Source organism: Maridesulfovibrio sp. (assembly GCF_963677005.1).
Taxonomy (GTDB): domain Bacteria; phylum Desulfobacterota; class Desulfovibrionia; order Desulfovibrionales; family Desulfovibrionaceae; genus Maridesulfovibrio.
Window position 1 is genome coordinate 1278342 of sequence record NZ_OY781616.1, and the last position, 17319, is coordinate 1295660.

General features: G+C 51.3%; 22 protein-coding genes. 3 read left to right on the forward strand and 19 right to left on the reverse strand.

What is annotated here, in order from left to right:
- Positions 1-104: 104 nt before the first annotated feature.
- From ilvC to ACKU4E_RS06005, 10 genes are all read right to left on the reverse strand, one after another.
- Positions 105-1094 (reverse strand): ketol-acid reductoisomerase, encoded by a 990-nt coding sequence (ilvC, locus tag ACKU4E_RS05960; RefSeq protein ID WP_320170160.1) that lies wholly within the window; start codon positions 1092-1094, stop codon positions 105-107.
- 118 nt (positions 1095-1212) lie between these two features.
- A complete protein-coding gene (gene ilvN / locus ACKU4E_RS05965; protein ID WP_320170161.1) occupies positions 1213-1695 on the reverse strand; it encodes an acetolactate synthase small subunit in 483 nt (160 codons plus the stop codon).
- Between the two features lie 9 nt (positions 1696-1704).
- Entirely contained in the window at positions 1705-3396 is a 1692-nt protein-coding gene (ilvB, locus tag ACKU4E_RS05970) for a biosynthetic-type acetolactate synthase large subunit (protein WP_320170162.1), read from the reverse strand.
- A 14-nt stretch (positions 3397-3410) separates the two neighbouring features.
- Positions 3411-3629: a DUF465 domain-containing protein gene (locus tag ACKU4E_RS05975; RefSeq protein ID WP_320170163.1), complete on the reverse strand. Its 219-nt coding sequence runs from the start codon at positions 3627-3629 to the stop codon at positions 3411-3413.
- 28 nt (positions 3630-3657) lie between these two features.
- Entirely contained in the window at positions 3658-3978 is a 321-nt protein-coding gene (locus ACKU4E_RS05980) for a DUF167 domain-containing protein (protein ID WP_320170164.1), read from the reverse strand.
- Positions 3975-4478 (reverse strand): DivIVA domain-containing protein, encoded by a 504-nt coding sequence (locus tag ACKU4E_RS05985; protein WP_320170165.1) that lies wholly within the window; start codon positions 4476-4478, stop codon positions 3975-3977. Before ACKU4E_RS05985 ends, ACKU4E_RS05980 begins: the two co-directional genes overlap by 4 nt.
- A gap of 16 nt (positions 4479-4494) precedes the next feature.
- Entirely contained in the window at positions 4495-4785 is a 291-nt protein-coding gene (locus ACKU4E_RS05990) for a YggT family protein (RefSeq protein ID WP_320170166.1), read from the reverse strand.
- Positions 4786-5058: 273 nt separating this feature from the next.
- Positions 5059-5742 (reverse strand): HAD family hydrolase, encoded by a 684-nt coding sequence (locus tag ACKU4E_RS05995; protein ID WP_320170167.1) that lies wholly within the window; start codon positions 5740-5742, stop codon positions 5059-5061.
- 22 nt (positions 5743-5764) lie between these two features.
- Positions 5765-6556 carry a hypothetical protein gene (locus ACKU4E_RS06000; protein ID WP_320170168.1) on the reverse strand — a complete coding sequence of 264 codons (792 nt, stop codon included), beginning with the start codon at positions 6554-6556 and terminating at the stop codon, positions 5765-5767.
- A gap of 84 nt (positions 6557-6640) precedes the next feature.
- On the reverse strand, positions 6641-7009 hold the full coding sequence (locus ACKU4E_RS06005) for a hypothetical protein (protein ID WP_320170169.1): 369 nt from the start codon (positions 7007-7009) through the stop codon (positions 6641-6643).
- Between the two features lie 197 nt (positions 7010-7206).
- On the opposite strand from ACKU4E_RS06005, the gene ACKU4E_RS06010 reads away from it, so the two are divergent.
- Entirely contained in the window at positions 7207-7392 is a 186-nt protein-coding gene (locus ACKU4E_RS06010) for a twin-arginine translocase TatA/TatE family subunit (protein WP_320170170.1), read from the forward strand.
- 73 nt (positions 7393-7465) lie between these two features.
- On the opposite strand, the gene ACKU4E_RS06015 is transcribed toward ACKU4E_RS06010, so the two are convergent.
- Genes ACKU4E_RS06015 through ACKU4E_RS06045 form a run of 7 tightly spaced genes read right to left on the reverse strand, consistent with a single transcriptional unit; the run spans position 7466 to position 13689 of the window.
- A complete protein-coding gene (locus ACKU4E_RS06015; protein ID WP_320170171.1) occupies positions 7466-8032 on the reverse strand; it encodes a CDP-alcohol phosphatidyltransferase family protein in 567 nt (188 codons plus the stop codon).
- A gap of 12 nt (positions 8033-8044) precedes the next feature.
- Positions 8045-9007: a hypothetical protein gene (locus tag ACKU4E_RS06020; RefSeq protein WP_320170172.1), complete on the reverse strand. Its 963-nt coding sequence runs from the start codon at positions 9005-9007 to the stop codon at positions 8045-8047.
- Between the two features lie 21 nt (positions 9008-9028).
- The gene (locus ACKU4E_RS06025) at positions 9029-10060 is read right to left on the reverse strand and encodes a hypothetical protein (protein WP_320170173.1); all 1032 of its coding nucleotides are present in this window, start codon (positions 10058-10060) and stop codon (positions 9029-9031) included.
- A 34-nt stretch (positions 10061-10094) separates the two neighbouring features.
- On the reverse strand, positions 10095-11024 hold the full coding sequence (miaA, locus tag ACKU4E_RS06030; RefSeq protein ID WP_320170174.1) for a tRNA (adenosine(37)-N6)-dimethylallyltransferase MiaA: 930 nt from the start codon (positions 11022-11024) through the stop codon (positions 10095-10097).
- Positions 11017-11529, reverse strand: a complete 513-nt coding sequence (coaD, locus tag ACKU4E_RS06035) for a pantetheine-phosphate adenylyltransferase (protein WP_320170175.1) — start codon at positions 11527-11529, stop codon at positions 11017-11019. Before coaD ends, miaA begins: the two co-directional genes overlap by 8 nt.
- Positions 11517-12077 carry a 16S rRNA (guanine(966)-N(2))-methyltransferase RsmD gene (rsmD, locus tag ACKU4E_RS06040; protein WP_320170176.1) on the reverse strand — a complete coding sequence of 187 codons (561 nt, stop codon included), beginning with the start codon at positions 12075-12077 and terminating at the stop codon, positions 11517-11519. The genes coaD and rsmD overlap by 13 nt, the downstream gene beginning before the upstream one ends.
- Positions 12078-12081: 4 nt before the next feature.
- Entirely contained in the window at positions 12082-13689 is a 1608-nt protein-coding gene (locus ACKU4E_RS06045; protein WP_320170177.1) for an MBL fold metallo-hydrolase, read from the reverse strand.
- A 173-nt stretch (positions 13690-13862) separates the two neighbouring features.
- Here ACKU4E_RS06045 and ACKU4E_RS06050 point away from each other — a divergent pair, with 173 nt between their 5' ends.
- Together ACKU4E_RS06050 and ACKU4E_RS06055 are read left to right on the forward strand one after the other, a co-directional pair.
- Complete coding sequence (locus ACKU4E_RS06050; RefSeq protein WP_320170178.1) at positions 13863-14519, forward strand: TIGR00730 family Rossman fold protein; 657 nt, start codon at positions 13863-13865, stop codon at positions 14517-14519.
- 45 nt (positions 14520-14564) lie between these two features.
- Positions 14565-15452: a DMT family transporter gene (locus tag ACKU4E_RS06055; protein WP_320170179.1), complete on the forward strand. Its 888-nt coding sequence runs from the start codon at positions 14565-14567 to the stop codon at positions 15450-15452.
- Between the two features lie 17 nt (positions 15453-15469).
- On the opposite strand, the gene ACKU4E_RS06060 is transcribed toward ACKU4E_RS06055, so the two are convergent.
- Positions 15470-16507: an ABC transporter ATP-binding protein gene (locus ACKU4E_RS06060; protein ID WP_320170180.1), complete on the reverse strand. Its 1038-nt coding sequence runs from the start codon at positions 16505-16507 to the stop codon at positions 15470-15472.
- Positions 16504-17292 (reverse strand): ABC transporter permease, encoded by a 789-nt coding sequence (locus ACKU4E_RS06065; RefSeq protein WP_320170181.1) that lies wholly within the window; start codon positions 17290-17292, stop codon positions 16504-16506. The genes ACKU4E_RS06060 and ACKU4E_RS06065 overlap by 4 nt, the downstream gene beginning before the upstream one ends.
- Positions 17293-17319: the final 27 nt, after the last annotated feature.

Consider the following 17319-nt stretch of genomic DNA (forward strand, 5'->3'; position numbering starts at 1 on the left):
TACCCCAATCGGAATAAAAGAGCAATAGGACCGCACAAAAAAAAGTCTCAATAATTAAAACTTAAATTTGTACGGCCCTATTAAATATCACAAAAAGCTGTTCATTATTTCTTGAGCCAGCTCATCATCTTACGGAGTTCACCACCGACTTTTTCAATCTGGTGTTCACGGTTGATTCTGCGCATTGCACTGAAATGAGCCTTTCCGGACATATTTTCTACGATGAATTCCTTAGCGAATTCACCCTGCTGAATTTCGGAGAGGATCTTTTTCATTTCCTTGCGGCTTTCTGCGTTTATAACACGGGGACCGCGAGTAAGGTCGCCGTATTCGGCAGTATCGGAAATGGAGTAACGCATGTTGGCAAGGCCGCCTTCGTAGATCAGGTCGATGATGAGTTTCATCTCGTGCAGGCATTCGAAGTAAGCCATTTCAGGTTTGTAACCTGCTTCAACCAGAGTTTCGAAACCGGCTTTGATCAGTTCGGAAAGACCGCCGCAGAGAACAGCCTGTTCACCGAAAAGGTCTGTTTCGGTTTCTTCACGGAAGGTGGTTTCCAGTACACCGGAGCGGGTTCCGCCGATACCTTTTGCATAAGCAAGAGCGATATCGAAAGCTTTTCCGGAAGCATTCTGGTAAACTGCTACGATTGCGGGAACGCCTCCGCCCTCGGTGTAAGTGCGGCGAACCATGTGACCGGGTCCCTTGGGAGCAGCCATGATGACGTCAACATCGGGAGTGGGAACAATCTGTTCAAAGTGAATATTGAAACCATGACCGAAGGCAAGGATGTTGCCGGGCTTCAGGTTGGGAGCGATGTCATTTTTGTAGACAGCGGCCTGAACCTGGTCGGGCAGGAGGATCATGATCAGATCGCCCTGTGCGGCAGCTTCTGCAGCGCTGACGGGTTCAAAGCCGTGTTCCTTGGCCAGTTCGTAGTTGGGACCGCCGGGGCGCTGTCCAACAACAACCTTGACACCGGAATCGCGGAGGTTCTGTGCGTGGGCATGGCCCTGGCTGCCGTAACCGATGATCGCTACGGTCTTGTCTTTAAGAAGACCCAGATCGGCGTCATTTTCATAATAAACTTTCATTGCTTTCTCCTGATTTTCTCTTCGGCTCGGACACGAAACACAAATTGGGTTTCCCGGGCAGCCCATATGTAACAGGGCCGTCCGTAGCGTAATCTGTGCCGATTTATTTGAAATTCAATTAACCCTGAATGGCTCTTTTCATTGCTACTGTTCCGGTACGGGCGATTTCCTTTATCCCGAAACGGCTCAGAAGGTTCTGTATGGCTTCGATCTTACCGTGGTCCCCGGTGACTTCAATGGATAACTCATCCACGCTCACATCAACGACCTTGCAGCGAAAGATATCAACTATGCGCAGAATTTCAGCACGCTTGGCATCTTCGGCATTGACTTTGATCAGAGCCATTTCCCTTTCCACGGCCTTGTGTTCAACAAGATCGACCACTTTTATGACGGTAACCAGTTTGCGCAGCTGCTTGACTATCTGCTCCACAATCTGCTGATCACCCACAGTGGTAATGGTCATGTGGGAAACACCTTCTTCAAGCGCCGGGGCAACGTTAAGGGATTCAATATTGAATCCGCGCCCACTGAACAACCCTGCGACTCTGGAAAGAACTCCGGGCTCGTTTTCCACTGTTACGGATAATGTATGTCTCATTACATCCTCCTAAACGAGCAGCATATCGGTTAAAGAAGCACCGGCGGGAACCATTGGATATACGTTCTCTTCCGGATCAACTCGGACATCGACAATAACCGGTTTGTTAAGCGCGAACGCCTCTCTCAGTACCGGTTCGACATCCTTCTCTTCAGTAACCCTGAATCCCGCGGCTCCGTATGCCTCAGCAAGTTTAACAAAATCAGGCTGGGCATCCATACAGGTTTCGCAGTAATTACGGTTGTAAAAGAGCTCCTGCCACTGGCGAACCATCCCCAGATAGCCATTGTTGAGAATGACCACTTTAACGGGCAGATTGTTGCACACGGCCGTCATCATTTCCTGGATATTCATCTGAATGGAACCGTCACCGGCTATGTTAACGACCAGTTTGTCCGGAAAGGCCATCTGTGCGCCGATAGCGGCGGGAAATCCGTATCCCATGGTTCCCAATCCGCCGGACGAAAGAAAGGTCTTTGAGCTCTTGAACTTGTAAAACTGTGCGGCCCACATCTGATTCTGGCCGACTTCTGTAGCTACAATCGCGTCCCCGTTGCTGATTTCATAAACCTTTTCCACAACGTACTGGGGTTTGATGAATTTGCCGCCTTTCTTGTACCGCAGAGGATGCATTTCGTTCCATTCCTGCACCTGCCGGACCCATACAGCGTGGGATTCTTCCCAGTTCACCTTATCCAGATCAGGCTCAATCTGCTTCTTCAACGCGGAAAGCGCGCTTTTACAATCGGCAACCAGCGGCACATGTACTGCTACGTTCTTTTGTATTGAAGTGGGATCGATATCGATATGAACCAGAGTGGCTTTAGGGGCAAACGTGCTGACTTTTCCAGTTACACGGTCATCGAACCTCGCCCCGATAGCCAGGACGAGGTCCGCGTTATTTATGGCCATGTTTGCGGCATAGGTGCCGTGCATCCCGAGCATACCCAACCAGAGCGGGTCTGTACCGGGAAAGGCGCCCAGCCCCATCAGAGTAGCGGTCACCGGAATGTTCAGACTGCTGGCAAGCCAGGTCAACTCATCCTCGGCTCCGGAACTGATAACCCCTCCGCCTGCATAAATCAAGGGTCTTTCAGCCTTCTCGATCAATTTTGCGACTTTCTTGATCTGTCGCAGGTGCGGCTTGAGGTTCGGGTTGTAGCTCCTGAGAGACACATCCTCGGGCCAGACGAATTTATGTTTCGTCTGCATGATATCCTTGGGAAGGTCCACCAGAACCGGACCGGGCCGGCCGGAACGGGCCAGATAAAAGGCCTGCCGGACAGTATAGGCAAGATCCTTGATGTCCTTCACCAGGTAGTTATGTTTTGTACAGGGCCTTGTAATCCCCACTATGTCCACTTCCTGAAAAGCATCGTTTCCGATCAGAGGAGTAGGAACCTGCCCGGTAAAAATAACTACCGGAATCGAATCCATGTACGCTGTGGCTATTCCCGTGACCGTATTTGTTGCTCCGGGTCCGGAAGTGACGAGGCAGACCCCGACTTCGCCAGTTGCGCGGGCATAGCCGTCCGCAGCATGGATAGCACCCTGTTCGTGCCTTACGAGTATGTGCTTGAACGGATAATTGGGCAGTTCGTCGTATATATCAATCACGGCTCCGCCAGGGAATCCGAATACGACGTCAACACCCTCCTTTTTCAGACATTCGAGAAATATCTGAGCTCCGGTGAGCTCCATGGCTACTCTCCCTTCTATTTTTGCTGGTCGATCAAAGCCTGCAGCTTTGTCTTGCCAGCCAGTTTTTTCTTTTTCAGTTCTTTTACTTCCTGAGCTTCAGTTTCGCTCAGATAGTTCTTGGATTCCATCTTGGTAATGAGTTTCTCGTATTCGTTGTGCTGGCTCCATAGGGCGTTGACCTGGCTGTCCTTAGCCGCTAGCTGCTCAATCATCTCAATCTCTCTCTGTTCCATTTGAAACTCCTTTGCAAGGGTTTGCAATTCAGGCGCAGGGTGGAATAATCCCGTCCCAGCGCGGTTCAACATCGGACTCAACCAGTAAAACCTTTTTACGGTTGGTCTGTCCTGATGCAATGGAAATATTACGTGCCTTAAGACCCAGTCGGGAAGCTACAAACCGGGCAAGGGCCTTGTTGGCCTTGTTGTCCACAGCCGGGGCGCTTATCCGGACACGAACGCTGTCCTGATATTCCCCAACAACCTCTTCGCTCTTGGCTCCGGGCTGAACCCATACCGAAACCTTCCACGACTGTTTTCCGCACGGCTTAATATAATCCGGCAGATCTCTACTGACTTCGGTCACTTGGCTTTTTTAAAAAATTTAAGTTTTGACTCCAGAGCCTCAACCTTCTCAAGTTCCGGATCACCTATTTCAAGAGTCTTCAGATGTGATTCAAGCAAAGCCTTCAGTTCTACCTCAAACCTTGTTCTCTGCCTTTTGAGTTCGTTGATGTCTTCATGTATCTGGGCCAGTCTGTTGTGGGCCTGCTGCAGGATACCTTCGGCTCTGGTATGAGCCTCGTTGATTATAACTTCGGCCTCTTTTCTGGCCGTGGCCTTGAGGTCATCCACCATTTTCTGGGTAGTCATAAGCGTATCGCGCAGAGTTTCCTCACGCTGACGGAATTCCGCGATGGTATTGTCGCGCCGCCCGACCTTTTTGAGGAGCTGCTTCTTCTCGTCAGCAATGGTTCCGAGGACCTCTGCGAGCTCTGCCATCAGTTGGTCCACCTCGCCCTTGGAGTATCCGAAAAGACTGCCGGAAAACTTTTTATTGAGCAGGTCGATCTTAGAAAGTGTCATTCCCACCTCCGGGGATCTACATTCCATATGCCAGTCTGGTCAGGTTGCCGACCAAGGCAATATCAAGCACCTGAATGATCAGGAGCACAACGATAGGAGAAAGGTCGAATCCGCCGATGAAAACAAACGGAAGATAACGCCTTACCTTGGCAAAAACAGGCTCGGTAACACTACGCAGGAAACGGACAATCGGGTTGTAGGGATCGGGGTTAACCCAGGTGATCAGGGCGGAAATGATTACCACCCACATGTACAGGTTGAGTACAAGCGAAAGGACCTTCGCCACGGCAAGAATCACGTAATCCATCTGACTAACTCCTTACGGACTGGACAGGAGGGCAACACCTCCAGTCTTGACTTTAAACTGTCACAGCAGGGTCCAAGAATCAACTGTTTTTAGCCCTTTTGCGCAAATTATGGTCGTATTAATAACAAAAAAGAACGGCACAGGCCAAACAAACGCAACAACCCGGAAAACATGTAAATCTACTGCACGGTTCCATTACGAGAAAGGAAATCACGGCTTACCGAAATTCCCTTGTCGTGCGGACAGAAAGTCCGGTTACTTCATACTATAACATCAACCGTTCCAAACGCTGAGCCGTGCTTTCTCAAGCAGATTACACAGAGTCCAGTAGCTGTTGATATGCAGACGGGCATTCAGCGTCGGGCTGCGATAGGCCCAGAATTCCACCCCGGCCTGCTCGGCGCACCTTTCATCCACCCAGGTATCACCTATATATACAACCTCTTCCCGCTTGAGGGACCATTTGTCCAGAATATAATGTACTCCGGCAGGATGAGGCTTGGTAACCGGAAGAGTGGTGGAAGTCACTGCCAGTGAAAAGAAATCATCTATACCGAACATTTCAAGGATTGCAGGCAGGGTATCGGTTCTGTTCGTATTAATCCCCATGATCACGTTCTGCATACGCAGCCATTCGAGCAAACGAATCAATCCGTCCTCAATCTTGACGTATTTCATCCCTTCCTGAAGTTCGGGCAGAGAACATAGTTCCAGAGCCTCTTCATGATCATCATCAGGAAGTATATGTTTCAGAGATTCAAGGTGGGTATGGGCGTGTACGAACTTTTCTTCATCGGCAGTCATGGGATCAAGGCCGAACTTTTTCTTAAACCAGTTGTAGTACCACTTGTTTGACTCAAATGAATTTATCAGAACCCCGTCGCAATCGAAAATAACTCCCTTGATCTTTTTCACTACATCGGGAGGGGTAACGTCACTTATGTAAATTGACTCCATTATACAGATGTCTCCGGATTTTCTATTCCGCCGCAAGTGCGACTGTAAATTTGCGCTCAAGCCATAGTTTGCCTTCCGGCAGCGAGGAAAGGCCGAGCAGCTTCCATGTTTCTTCACACAGGACTGTAGCCTTGCCCGGCAGAAGTCCTTCCTTTTCATAAAATTCGAACTCGCGATCACGCCAGAAAGAGACTGCGTCCGCATCCGAAGTTACAAGAACCGTGTTTTCAGGCAGCAGCATGGCGAATCCTTCCAGAACCTTCTGCCAGGGAAGCTGCACATCTCCGCCCCCCAGTCCGGGCAGGTTTGCTACAAGCCCCCCCAGAGCCATGGCCTTGCGGTCGTCATCATCTTCTATATCAAGCCCCAGGGTATCGCCGAAGCCGGACCATTTCTGATTCAGACTGTCCTGCAGCCCCTTGAGCTCAAGATGCTTTTCCTCGTACGCGTAGACCAGCGCCAACACGATCTGATTCTGTGCTCTTGCGGATTCCGTATCCACTTTATCGGCCGGCTTCTGATCAAGACCGGCAAGAAGAGCTCTCTGTATGGCTGAAGTTCTTTCTCCGAACTGATCACTGTCATTCGATCCGGTATTGCAGATTGTCTTGAACATACTGCCCAGACTTTCACCGTAACTGACAAAATCATCCACCATACGGCGGCACACAGACGGTTCAACAGGTAAATCTTCCGGACGGAACACGGGGATATCCCCCTTCTGTTCGCGATCTATTCCGGGATCGAAAAGAGCAGCCCCTTCCACTTTCGCAGAGACTAATTCTTCATGCAATTGCGGAAAATATACCAGCATGACACAACTCCATTATGTATTTAACAGGTGAGCAGCATATCATGATCAGATAAAACAGCCCGGCAGTCCGGCTCTGTCCTTGATTCATTCATTGCCGGACGAAAACCTCTCGCAGACACCTTCGCAGTCATCAAGTTCAAAAAGACAGATTTCATCCTGCAACGCTGCACAGAAAGGAAATCCCTCCTCTTCCCGAGGGATCATTCTGCGACACACCACAGTTGATTTCAAGTGTTCTTCGATCCTTTGCTCCCAGAGTTCAGCGAAAGCCAGTTCATCCAGCCGGAATGCTTCGGCCTGACGCAGAAGGCGGTCATATTCCCCTTCCAGATCCATAATGACCCTGCAGCGCCAGTCCCTGTTGTAGCCGGGATTCAGCATTTCCTCGTAGGCACACTTTCCTTTGAGGTAATAGCGGCAATTGCGCCCGGGCATTTTAGTAACTTTCGCCAAAATGAATCCTCCGGACACCCCGGCTGAAGCATATCTGTGTCCATGTTGCGGTTCAGCGCAAGAACTATGCACGCATTGCCGGTTTGTAAAGCCTAAAAATGTATATTTTACATGCCGTTCCGTGAAAGGAAGACATTCTTGACCTTACTGCCCCGCCCGTGTAAAAGTGCGTAACCGTCTAGCATTGGAGGAAGAAGATGTTCGGTTTAGGAATAACGGAAATACTTTTAATTGTGGTCATCATCATATTGATTTTCGGGGCAAAAAAACTTCCCGAAATCGGAAGTGGACTGGGCCGCGCCATCCAGAATTTCAAGAAAGCAAGCAGTGAGTCCGAAGAAATTGACGTGACACCGTCAAAAGACAAGGACAAGGATGCTTAATCGGTTCGAGGGGACCTGTAGAACAGCTTAGGCTGTATGCCGAACCCCGGTCTGTTTAATCAGGCCGGGGATTTTATTTTTTTGCGGTCTCGGCAAACATGCCCAGCCCCAGCCTCAGGTAACTGGCCCCCGAAAAAAGAGTAAACGCTGCGACACACCACACCAGCAAGGCTTTGAAAACACCCGGATCAACATCAAAAGCCAGATCGCACAGAACACAGAAGACCAGCAGGATCTGAAGAGCGGTTGTTATCTTACTGCTCCACAGAGGGTCAATTCTTTTTTCCACAGCAAGACCGCGAATCCGGAGCAAAACAAGACCTCCGACAATGACTGTATCCCTCAGAACAGCCAGAACCGCTAGCCATAACGGAACAAGGCCGTAAGCGGTAAGACAGAGGAACGAAGCCACAAGCAGAAACTTATCTGCCAACGGATCGAGCACAGCCCCGAATTCCGACCTCTGATCAAGCAGTCTGGCAAGAAAACCGTCAAAACCGTCGGAAATTCCGGCCAGCACGAAAAACCACCAGGCTGCAACAAAATCACGCCCGAGAAAAGCTCCTACAAACAGCGGTGTAAACAATATCCGCAGGAATGTAATGATATTGGGTATGGTCAGAATATTCTGCCGCGACACGGCAACGCCCTTCTACTTATCCCCTTCAAGACCCTTCAGGCTGAAACTCAAACCGCGGGGAGGAAGGTAATCATTGAGATAACTTTTCAGCACCCACTGATCAGAAACATCAAGCGACCAGCTTGCGGACACTGCGGTGGGCTTCATTTCCACATCCTGCAGCAGCACTTCCTGCACTGCGGAATCCCATGATTTGAGTTTACGATCAAACTCACGGACACCTTCAGGATTAAACCATCCGCTTACAACAAGCACGGCCTTGGGGGTGCTCAATATTTCGGAACTGTTGGCTCCATAATATTTTTCCCAGAGCTGGCGCCATACGGATTCCATATCCGGCCCGGAACCGGCCCAGTTGGTCCCTCCGGCTTGAAGTTCACCTCTCCACCTGCTTTTGCTCACGCGGGTGACTTTAAAATCGGCTGCAGAAGTTCCGTTGACAGCACCGGCAGTAGCATTGCGGACCGCGTAAATAGCCATGAGCTTTGCCAGATCATCATTCTGCTCCGCCTGCTGCTCGGCGCTGAGCGCGAATTTTCCGTTGGAAATATTGAGCACGGCATCCACCGGCTTCGGATCGGCGGCAAGAAGGCCCATCCTGAGCAGCGTCTCCCGCAGAACCTTGCGGTTGACATTAACATCGACGCTCACAGACACACCGGCTTCTTCCTGCTTTACATTCAGATCCTTGTATCCGGTTATGAAATCTTCATAATGTTTCCCGAACAACCATTTCAGGGCTTCACTTCTTTCCTTGGGAAGTTCACCGGTCATACGGCCAGATTCGGACAAAATAGCCTGCGCGAATGCCTGTGACATAGCCTCTTCCCGCAGAACACGGACTGGAACATCCTTTTCCGGGTCGGCCTGTTTCAAAATCTGCACTTTTACCGCCTGAGCGGGTATGGCGCATCCCAGAATCAACACAGCCAGGACGACTGCGTACATTTTTTTTATATCAATTGACAAACTCAATTTGACAGCTCCGATATTTTCTTACTGCCGGTCAGGAACGGTTCCGCTGTCCTGCAGTGATTCTTCTACAATTCCGGCTTCATTTACAGGAGCACCGGATTCATCTTTCGCCACAGTCTCCGCCGGCACCGCCGTGTCCCGGTCCATCAGTATGACAACGGCGCAATTCTCGCCAACAGACTTGCGCTTTAAAACAGCCCGGATGCCTGCTCCGTCTTCAAGGGACACAATAAAGTCGGACCTCCCGGACCCCTGCGTGTTCACCGGTTTTACCGTAAGCGGAAAACTTCCGACTCTGGATTTAAAATTTTCGGAATTCCCGTCAACCATGTATGCCACCAGTCCGTGTTTCATCACGGAATCACGGCTGACCGCAAAAGCGCCGTACACGCCTACGCCATGTCCATCATACACTATCGGGAGCAGAACCGGATTCAGATTGAATCCCCTGGCATCAATCACAATTCCACTGTGAACTTCGGCCTCGCGACCATCAACTCCGCCATCCTCTTTCTGCCCGGACTCGACAACCACTTCAGAACGCTTATTACCTGCTATGGTAGGAGCAATGCCTGAGAGAAAAGGAATGGTCGGGGGAATAATGATCGAAGAAAGTCCGTCCCACAGATTGACGAAAGCTGTAACTTCAACCGAACCGTCATCGGAAACAGTAGTTTTCAACAATGAATTCTGTATGAACCCGCGCAATGTGTTCATGGTCTTCAAATCATCTTTCAGGATATCGGAAACAGTTCTGCCCCCGTCCAAAGTGATATTCAGCACGGTTTTCAGCAACATGCGGCGCGCTTCAACCCCGCCCTGTCGCAAGGCAAGCGCACGGGTGCGCTGGGGATCGACAGTGTCCTGCATGGGGCACACTACAGAAGTAGCGGAAACAAGGCCGTTTCCCCAGTTTACGCTGCCTGCGACCTTTCCGGACACAAAACCGCCGAAACCGGTTCCGTTATCAACAGAGGAAGCCTGCGCGAAAGAGGCAAACGAAAATGCCAGCAGCATGAATAACGTAAAAACGAAATATTTTTTTATTTGCATCACATACCCGTTTGATAAACTTTTCTGGACAGTTCTATCCTGCCCGGCTGCAATCCGCAAGCCACCGCCTTACAAAATCAACTGCCGCCCGGTGTTCATCGGGAGCGAACCAGTTGATATCCTTTTCCCGTTTGAACCAGGTTAACTGCCTTTTGGCGTAAGCCCTAGTGTTTCCGGCCCATGCACGGACGGTTTCCTCCATATCCGCACCGCCCCGGATAAAGCTGAGCAGCTCACTGCAGCCGATTCCGCTCCAGCCGGGCGCTCTCTCATCCGGGCATTTTTCCCAGGCGCTGCGAGCCTCGTCCACGGCTCCGGCCTCCAGCATCTTTTCTATGCGCAGACCAAGCAGCGGAGTAAGCTCGGCAAGTTCAATGCCTATACCTATCTTCAAAAATTCATAGGGAGAGGGGGGGACCTCCCGATTGTGCCACCACGTAAAAGTCTTTCCGGTGGCCTCGTAGACCTCCAGAGCGCGGGCATTCCGCTGGCGGTTGTTCGGATGGGTCCGCTTGCAGTACTCGGGGTCGACCTTTTCAAGCTCGGCATAAAGCGCCGGTCCGCCTTCCAGTTCAGCCCTTCCGCGTATGCGTTCCCTTATTTCGGCCGGAATATCCGGGATGGGAGCAAGGCCGGAAGTCAGACTCTGCAGATACATTCCAGTACCGCCCACCAGCACCGGGAGTTCATCCCCGGCAGCCGCATCAATGCGCTCTTCCGCCATACGGACGAATGCGGCAGCGGTTATTGCTTCGGAAGTAGGCAGAAAGCCGTACAGTTCATGAGGACATACGGCCTGTTCCTCAGGGCTCGGCTGAGCCGTGATTATAGGAAAATCCTCATAGACCTGCCGGGAATCAAAATTAATTACCCTGACCCCGAAAACTTCTGCCAAGCCCAGAGCGGCGGCAGTCTTTCCGGCGCCTGTCGGACCGAGAATGCAGATGACGGGACGTTTAGACATTCCTCTTTTCCGGAGGCGCAAGTCTTTCGACCACTTCGTCATAAATCTGTCTGGGCACCAGTCCGCTGATATCTCCGCCGTTGACAGCCACATCCTTTATGATGGTTGAACTGAGATACATCCACTTGTAGTCGGTCATAAGAAATACGGTCTGTATATCATTATCGAGTCGACGGTTCATGAGAGCCATCTGGAATTCATATTCAAAATCGGACACAGCCCGAAGACCGCGCATGATCACATTTGCGGGGCTCTGCTCCACATAGTGAACCAGAAGTCCGTCAAAGGACTCGACCTCGACCTGCGGATGGTGTGCAAAAATTCTTTTTGCCATGTCCACCCTTTCTTCCAGAGTGAACTTGCAGCGCTTGGAGGTGCTGCCGGCCACTGCCACAATAACTTTATGAAACGTCTTTATCCCGCGCATTACCAGCGAGAAATGTCCGCGGGTAAATGGATCGAAAGTGCCGGGAAAAACAGCTGTTACCGGTTTTACTTCTGCCATAGCAATATCCTTGTCTGACCGTAAAGTTTATTTACCAGCAGGTCGAGGCTCTGCGCATGCTCCGATTGCGGCAGCCCGGCCCTGTCCTCCACTTCCGCCAGCACAAAACCGTCTTCGGCCAGCCAGCCCTTATCCAAAACCGCGTCCAGGGCTCCGGGAAGCAGGTTGTACCCGTAGGGAGGATCGATAAAAATGAGGTCATAAGGTTTGTCGGGAGACTTTGACAGGACCTTGAAAAGATCCGCCTTGGCCACCCTGTATTCCGAGGGAGATACTCCCAGATCTTTAAGGTTGCCGCTGATGAGAGAGGCGGCCCGCCCGTTCTTTTCCACAAAATATGCAAACGCGGCTCCACGGCTCAGGGCTTCTATTGCAAGAGCCCCGCTCCCGGCAAACATATCCGCCACGCGCAGTCCGTCCCAGCATATTCCACGGGACTCCAGCATGGAGAAAACCGCCTGCCGCACCTTGGAGGTGGCCGGGCGATATCCGGGACCTTCCGCAGTCCTGATCACCCTGCCGCCATATTTTCCGCTGATAAGTCTCATAATTCTATAATTCCGAAATCAGTTCAACCACCTGTCTGTTAATATCAAGCAGCTTGTCGCGCAATTCGGTCTGGCTGATGAAAGGCTGTGACCGAACCTTGCCCAACCGGGAACGGAATTCGGTAAAAAGTTTTTCGGAATCCTTGAGAAGGAATTCCCAGTCAACCTGCGGGGCAGCAACCTTTTCCTTCACAACAGGCTGCATTTCGCCGCCGGGCACAAGGATCAGTTCTTCACGATAATCGGCAATATGGACCTTGTACCCCAGTTCCTGCTTGATCAGGGCCGAAAGGACCTTCTGGCCCTTGGCCTCGCCGTGGGTCAATATGACTTTCATACCCGGACTGTCAAAGTTTTTAAGCCAATCGATCATTTCGCTCTGCCCGGCATGTCCGGAAAAACCGTTGATAGTGAAGATACGGGCCTCCACTTTGAGCTTTTCGCCGAAAATGGTGATGTTGTCCGCACCGTTCACCAGCCTGCGGCCGGGAGTTCCCACTCCCTGATAACCGACAAAGACAACCGCGGATTCCTTTTTCCAGATATTATGCCGCAGGTGATGCTTTATGCGTCCCGCGTTGGCCATGCCGCTGGCCGAAATGATTATAGCCGGACCATCGGTATTGTTGATTGCCTGTGAAGACTGGGTGTCCAAAGTGAATTTCAGATTGGGCAGAGACAGCGGGTCTTCCCCGTTGTGCAGCATCTCCGCAGTATCCATATCAAAAAATTCGGGATGGCTCCGAAACACCTCCGTAGCCTTGATGGCCAGCGGACTGTCCAGATAGACAGGCATGTCAGCGGGCAGCCTTCCGTCCTTGGAAAGCAGGTGCAGGGTGTAAAGGAGCTGCTGGGAACGTTCCACGGCAAAGGCGGGAATTACTACCTTGCCGCCCTGTGTGTAGCTCCAGTTTATGGCCTCGGCCAGTTCGTTCAGGCTGTTGGATGAATCCTTGTGGTTGCGGTCGCCGTAAGTGGATTCCATGAGCAGGTAATCAGCCTTTTCAATGATGCTGGGATTTCGCACCAGCAACTGGTCCTTATGTCCCAGATCGCCGGAAAAGACGACCTTGGTGGTCTCCCCGGCCTCCTTCACCCAAAGTTCGATAAAAGCAGAGCCCAGAATATGACCGGCGTCCCTGAAGTTGACGGTGATTCCCTCAGCAGGTTCAAAAGTCGCGCCGTAATGTACAGTGCGCATCAGCGGAGTCGTATTTATCGCATCTTCCTGCTCGTAGATGGGTTTGATCGGAACCAATCCCTTGCGCAGCCTTTTGCGGTTGGCCCATTCGGTTTCCATTTCCTGGATATAAGCACTGTCCAGCAGCATGATTTCCAGCAGATCGCGGGTAGGCTGGGTCATGTAGATAGGGCCTTTGAAACCGGCCCTGACGGCCGCGGGCAGAAGACCGGAATGATCAATATGGGCGTGGGTTATCAGAATAAAATCCAACTCCCCCGGCCTGTAGTCACTTATCCCGCGGTTACGCTTTTCAATCTCGGCGTTTCCCTGATGCAGCCCGCAATCAACTGCGAACCGGACGTTTTCAGTTTCAAGGATATAACAGGAACCGGTAACGGTCTTGGCCGCCCCCATAAATGTGATTTTCATTCATCCTCCGATGATATGGCTGAGACCCGACCCCCGAATACGAAACGGGGCTTTTCAGGCTATCATTATCATTAATTTTTTGATAGTTCGAATGCACTGTTACATGCACCAATTATGGAATTCAGGCAACACCGTAGTCCGTTACCGGAGACAGAATAATCAGAGAGGCACAGATGCAGAAATCAAGACAGTATGTCATCGACGACCTGTCCATGAAAGAATCGTGGAGACTGTTCAAAATAATGGCGGAAATCGTTGACGGCTTCGACACCCTCAATGATGTGGGACCGGCCGTATCGATCTTCGGCTCGGCAAGAGTCGCGGAAGGAAGCCCGCTCTACCAGCAGACCGAGCAGCTCGCAGGACTGCTTTCACAGGCCGGATATTCGGTCATAACCGGCGGAGGTCCGGGGCTGATGGAGGCAGGCAACAAGGGAGCCTTCGAATCCGGCGGCGAATCCATAGGCCTGCACATTCATCTGCCCTTCGAACAGCATTCCAACCCCTACCTGAACATCAAAAGCGACTATAACTACTTCTTCATCCGCAAACTCATGTTCGTAAAATACGCGCTGGCCTACATTGCCATGCCCGGAGGCTACGGCACTCTGGATGAACTGAGTGAAGCGCTTGTACTCATACAGACCAAACGCATTAAGCCCTTTCCCATAATCCTCATGGGCACGGAATTCTGGTCCGGGCTTGTGGACTGGATAAAAAACCGCATGGTTATGGACGGGTTCTGCAAGGAAGAAGATCTCAACCTGTTTCTGCTCACCGACTCGCCGGAAGAAGCTGTTGCGCACATTAAAAAACATGTGATCATCTAGCCCGGGCATCAAAATTATCGGTTTTAATAAAGGAAAGTGATTAAAATGGTTAAAGACCAGAAAAAAGCCTACATGTTCGGCCTCGGGGCTGTCCTGATCTGGTCTACAGTGGCATCCGCATTCAAGATTGCCCTTTCGCACATGGAACCGCTGCACCTGCTGTTCTATGCTGCCGCATTTTCGGCCTGTTCACTTCTGGCAATTCTTAAAATACAGAAAAAAACAGGCGAAATATGCAAAATGACCCGCAAAGAGATGTCCGGCTGCATGCTGGCCGGACTTCTCAACCCCTTTCTTTATTATGTAGTACTGTTCAAGGCCTATGCCCTGCTTCCGGCGCAGGAGGCCCAACCGCTGAACTACACATGGGCCATAACGCTCTCGCTGCTCTCAATTCCTTTTCTGGGCCAGAAAATTACCGCGCGGGAATTGGCGGCCATTTTCATCAGCTATCTCGGTGTGGTGGTCATATCCACCCACGGCAACCTGCTCGATGTTCAGTTCAGCAATGGATACGGGGTGTTGCTGGCCCTGTTCAGCACCATAATCTGGGCTGCGTACTGGATATACAACACCAAAAGCGGGACTGATCCGCTGGTGGGGCTTTTCCTGAATTTCTGCTTCGGGCTTATTCCCATCACAATCGCCATGCTTGTTTTTTCCGGGCTGCCTCCATTCAACTTTCCGGCTGTTATTTCCGCAGCATATGTCGGCCTGTTCGAAATGGGCATAACCTTCGCCTTATGGCTGAATGCCATGAAACTCACCGAAAACACGGCCAGAATAAGCAACCTGATTTTCCTGTCCCCGTTCATGTCACTGATCCTGATTCACTTTATTGTGGGAGAAGAAATACTGACCTCAACTCTTGTGGGCCTGATCTTCATTGTGGCAGGAAACATTATCCAGCAGTTGGGCCGGAAAAAGGGCTGAATAAATCCGGACAGCCATTAAAATAAATGAATACTCCGGGGCGGGATGGAAGCACGCAGATTTGTTCCCGGCTCAAGGCTTCCATCGGCCAACTGCTTGCGGGGGACAAGAGCGTTGATTTCGAGCCCTTCGTAATCAAGGGTTACACGGGCATAAAAACCGCCGGGCGTTACATTTTTTACAGTTGCTCCGAACTCATTCTGCTGTCCTGAATCAGATAGCTCGCCACCCATCAGAACTTCCTCGGGACGAAATGCCAGCGTGCAGGCAGTGCCGTCCAACGAGTCGCCGCAATGCAGCAGCATGCTGCCGAACCGTATGCATCCGTCTTCAAGGGAACAGGCGTAAATATTGGTCATACCCACAAAATCAGCCACGAATTTTGACCCCGGACTGTTGAAAATATCCCGAATGGCGCCTTTGCGAATAATTTTACCGTCTTTAATGATTGCGCCATTTCCGGCCAGATAAAGCGCCTCGTCAAAATCGTGGGTAACCATGACAAAGGTTATCCCCGTTTCCCGGTGGATGGATTTGAGCAGGTCCTGCACCTCCTGCCGGAAAGCGGGGTCCAGCGCGGAAAGAGGTTCATCCAGCAGAAGAACCGAAGGGTCCACCAGCAGGGCTCTGGCAATGGCTGTCCGCTGGCGCTCCCCACCGGAGAGGTGCCTCGGAGTGCGTTCCAGCAGATGACCGATATTGAGCATTTCAGCCAGTTTTCCGGCTCTGGCTTCCGCATCCGAAGAGCTTATCCCTTTGTAGCGGGCCCCGAATATGATGTTGCTCCTGACACTCAGATGAGGAAAAAGTGCATAGTCCTGATAAACGATGGACAACCCGCGCTTTTCCGGCGGCAGAGCCGTAATATCGCGACCGGCAATACTGATTGAACCGGATTCCACCGGCACGAGTCCGGCTATTGTTTCCAGCAGGACGGACTTGCCGGAGCCGGTAGGTCCGAGCAATGTGAAAAAATCACCTTCAGGCACATGAAGATTTATATCGTCCAGCGCGAACGAAGGCAGCCGCACGTTGAGATGCTCAATGGAAATCACAGTTCGTCCCTCCTCAGTCCCCGTGAGAGAACACGCAAAGCGGCAAAAAGAAGCAGCGCGAGAAAAATAAGCCAGATCGCCACCGGTCGGGAATAAGCAAGGCCGTAGGCGGTGAAACGCTCGTACATGAGCACCGGTGCCACCATCGGGTGATAGGCGACGATTACCACGGCTCCGAATTCACTGAGTGCGCGGGCCATGCACATGATCATGCCGGTAAGCAGCGAGCGCCAGGCCAGCGGAAGTGTAACCCGGACAAATGTCTGGCTCCTGCCCGCCCCCAGAGTTCTCGCCGCTTTTTCAAGCCGTTCCGGGACACTCGCAAATCCGTCACGAGCCGCGTTTATATAAAACGGCAACCCCACGAACAGCAACACCGCGACAATCCCGGTGGAAGTACCCATTATACGTATTCCGGCATCAAGCAGCATCTGCCCTATCCAGTGATTACGCCCGGCAATGGAAAGCAGCGCGATACCTATGACCGGATGCGGAATCATTATCGGCATATCAATGATGGATTCGATCAGCCCCTTGCCCCGAAATTCCTTGCGGGCCAGCAGAAAGGCGAAAGGAGTTCCTATGGCAAAGGCGATGATAGCTGCAAGACCGGAACAGAACATGCTGCGGATGATGGAAGCCCGTACATCATTATCCAGAAATGTTTCCTTCAGCTCGGCCAGACTTGAACCCATAATCAACTGGCTTAAGGGCAAAAGGATGAATCCCAGCACGAGTACGGTAGAAACAATACGGCTGACGGAAAAATCGTGATTTTTTTTCATGAAACAAGAGAGGAACGCCGGACAGTA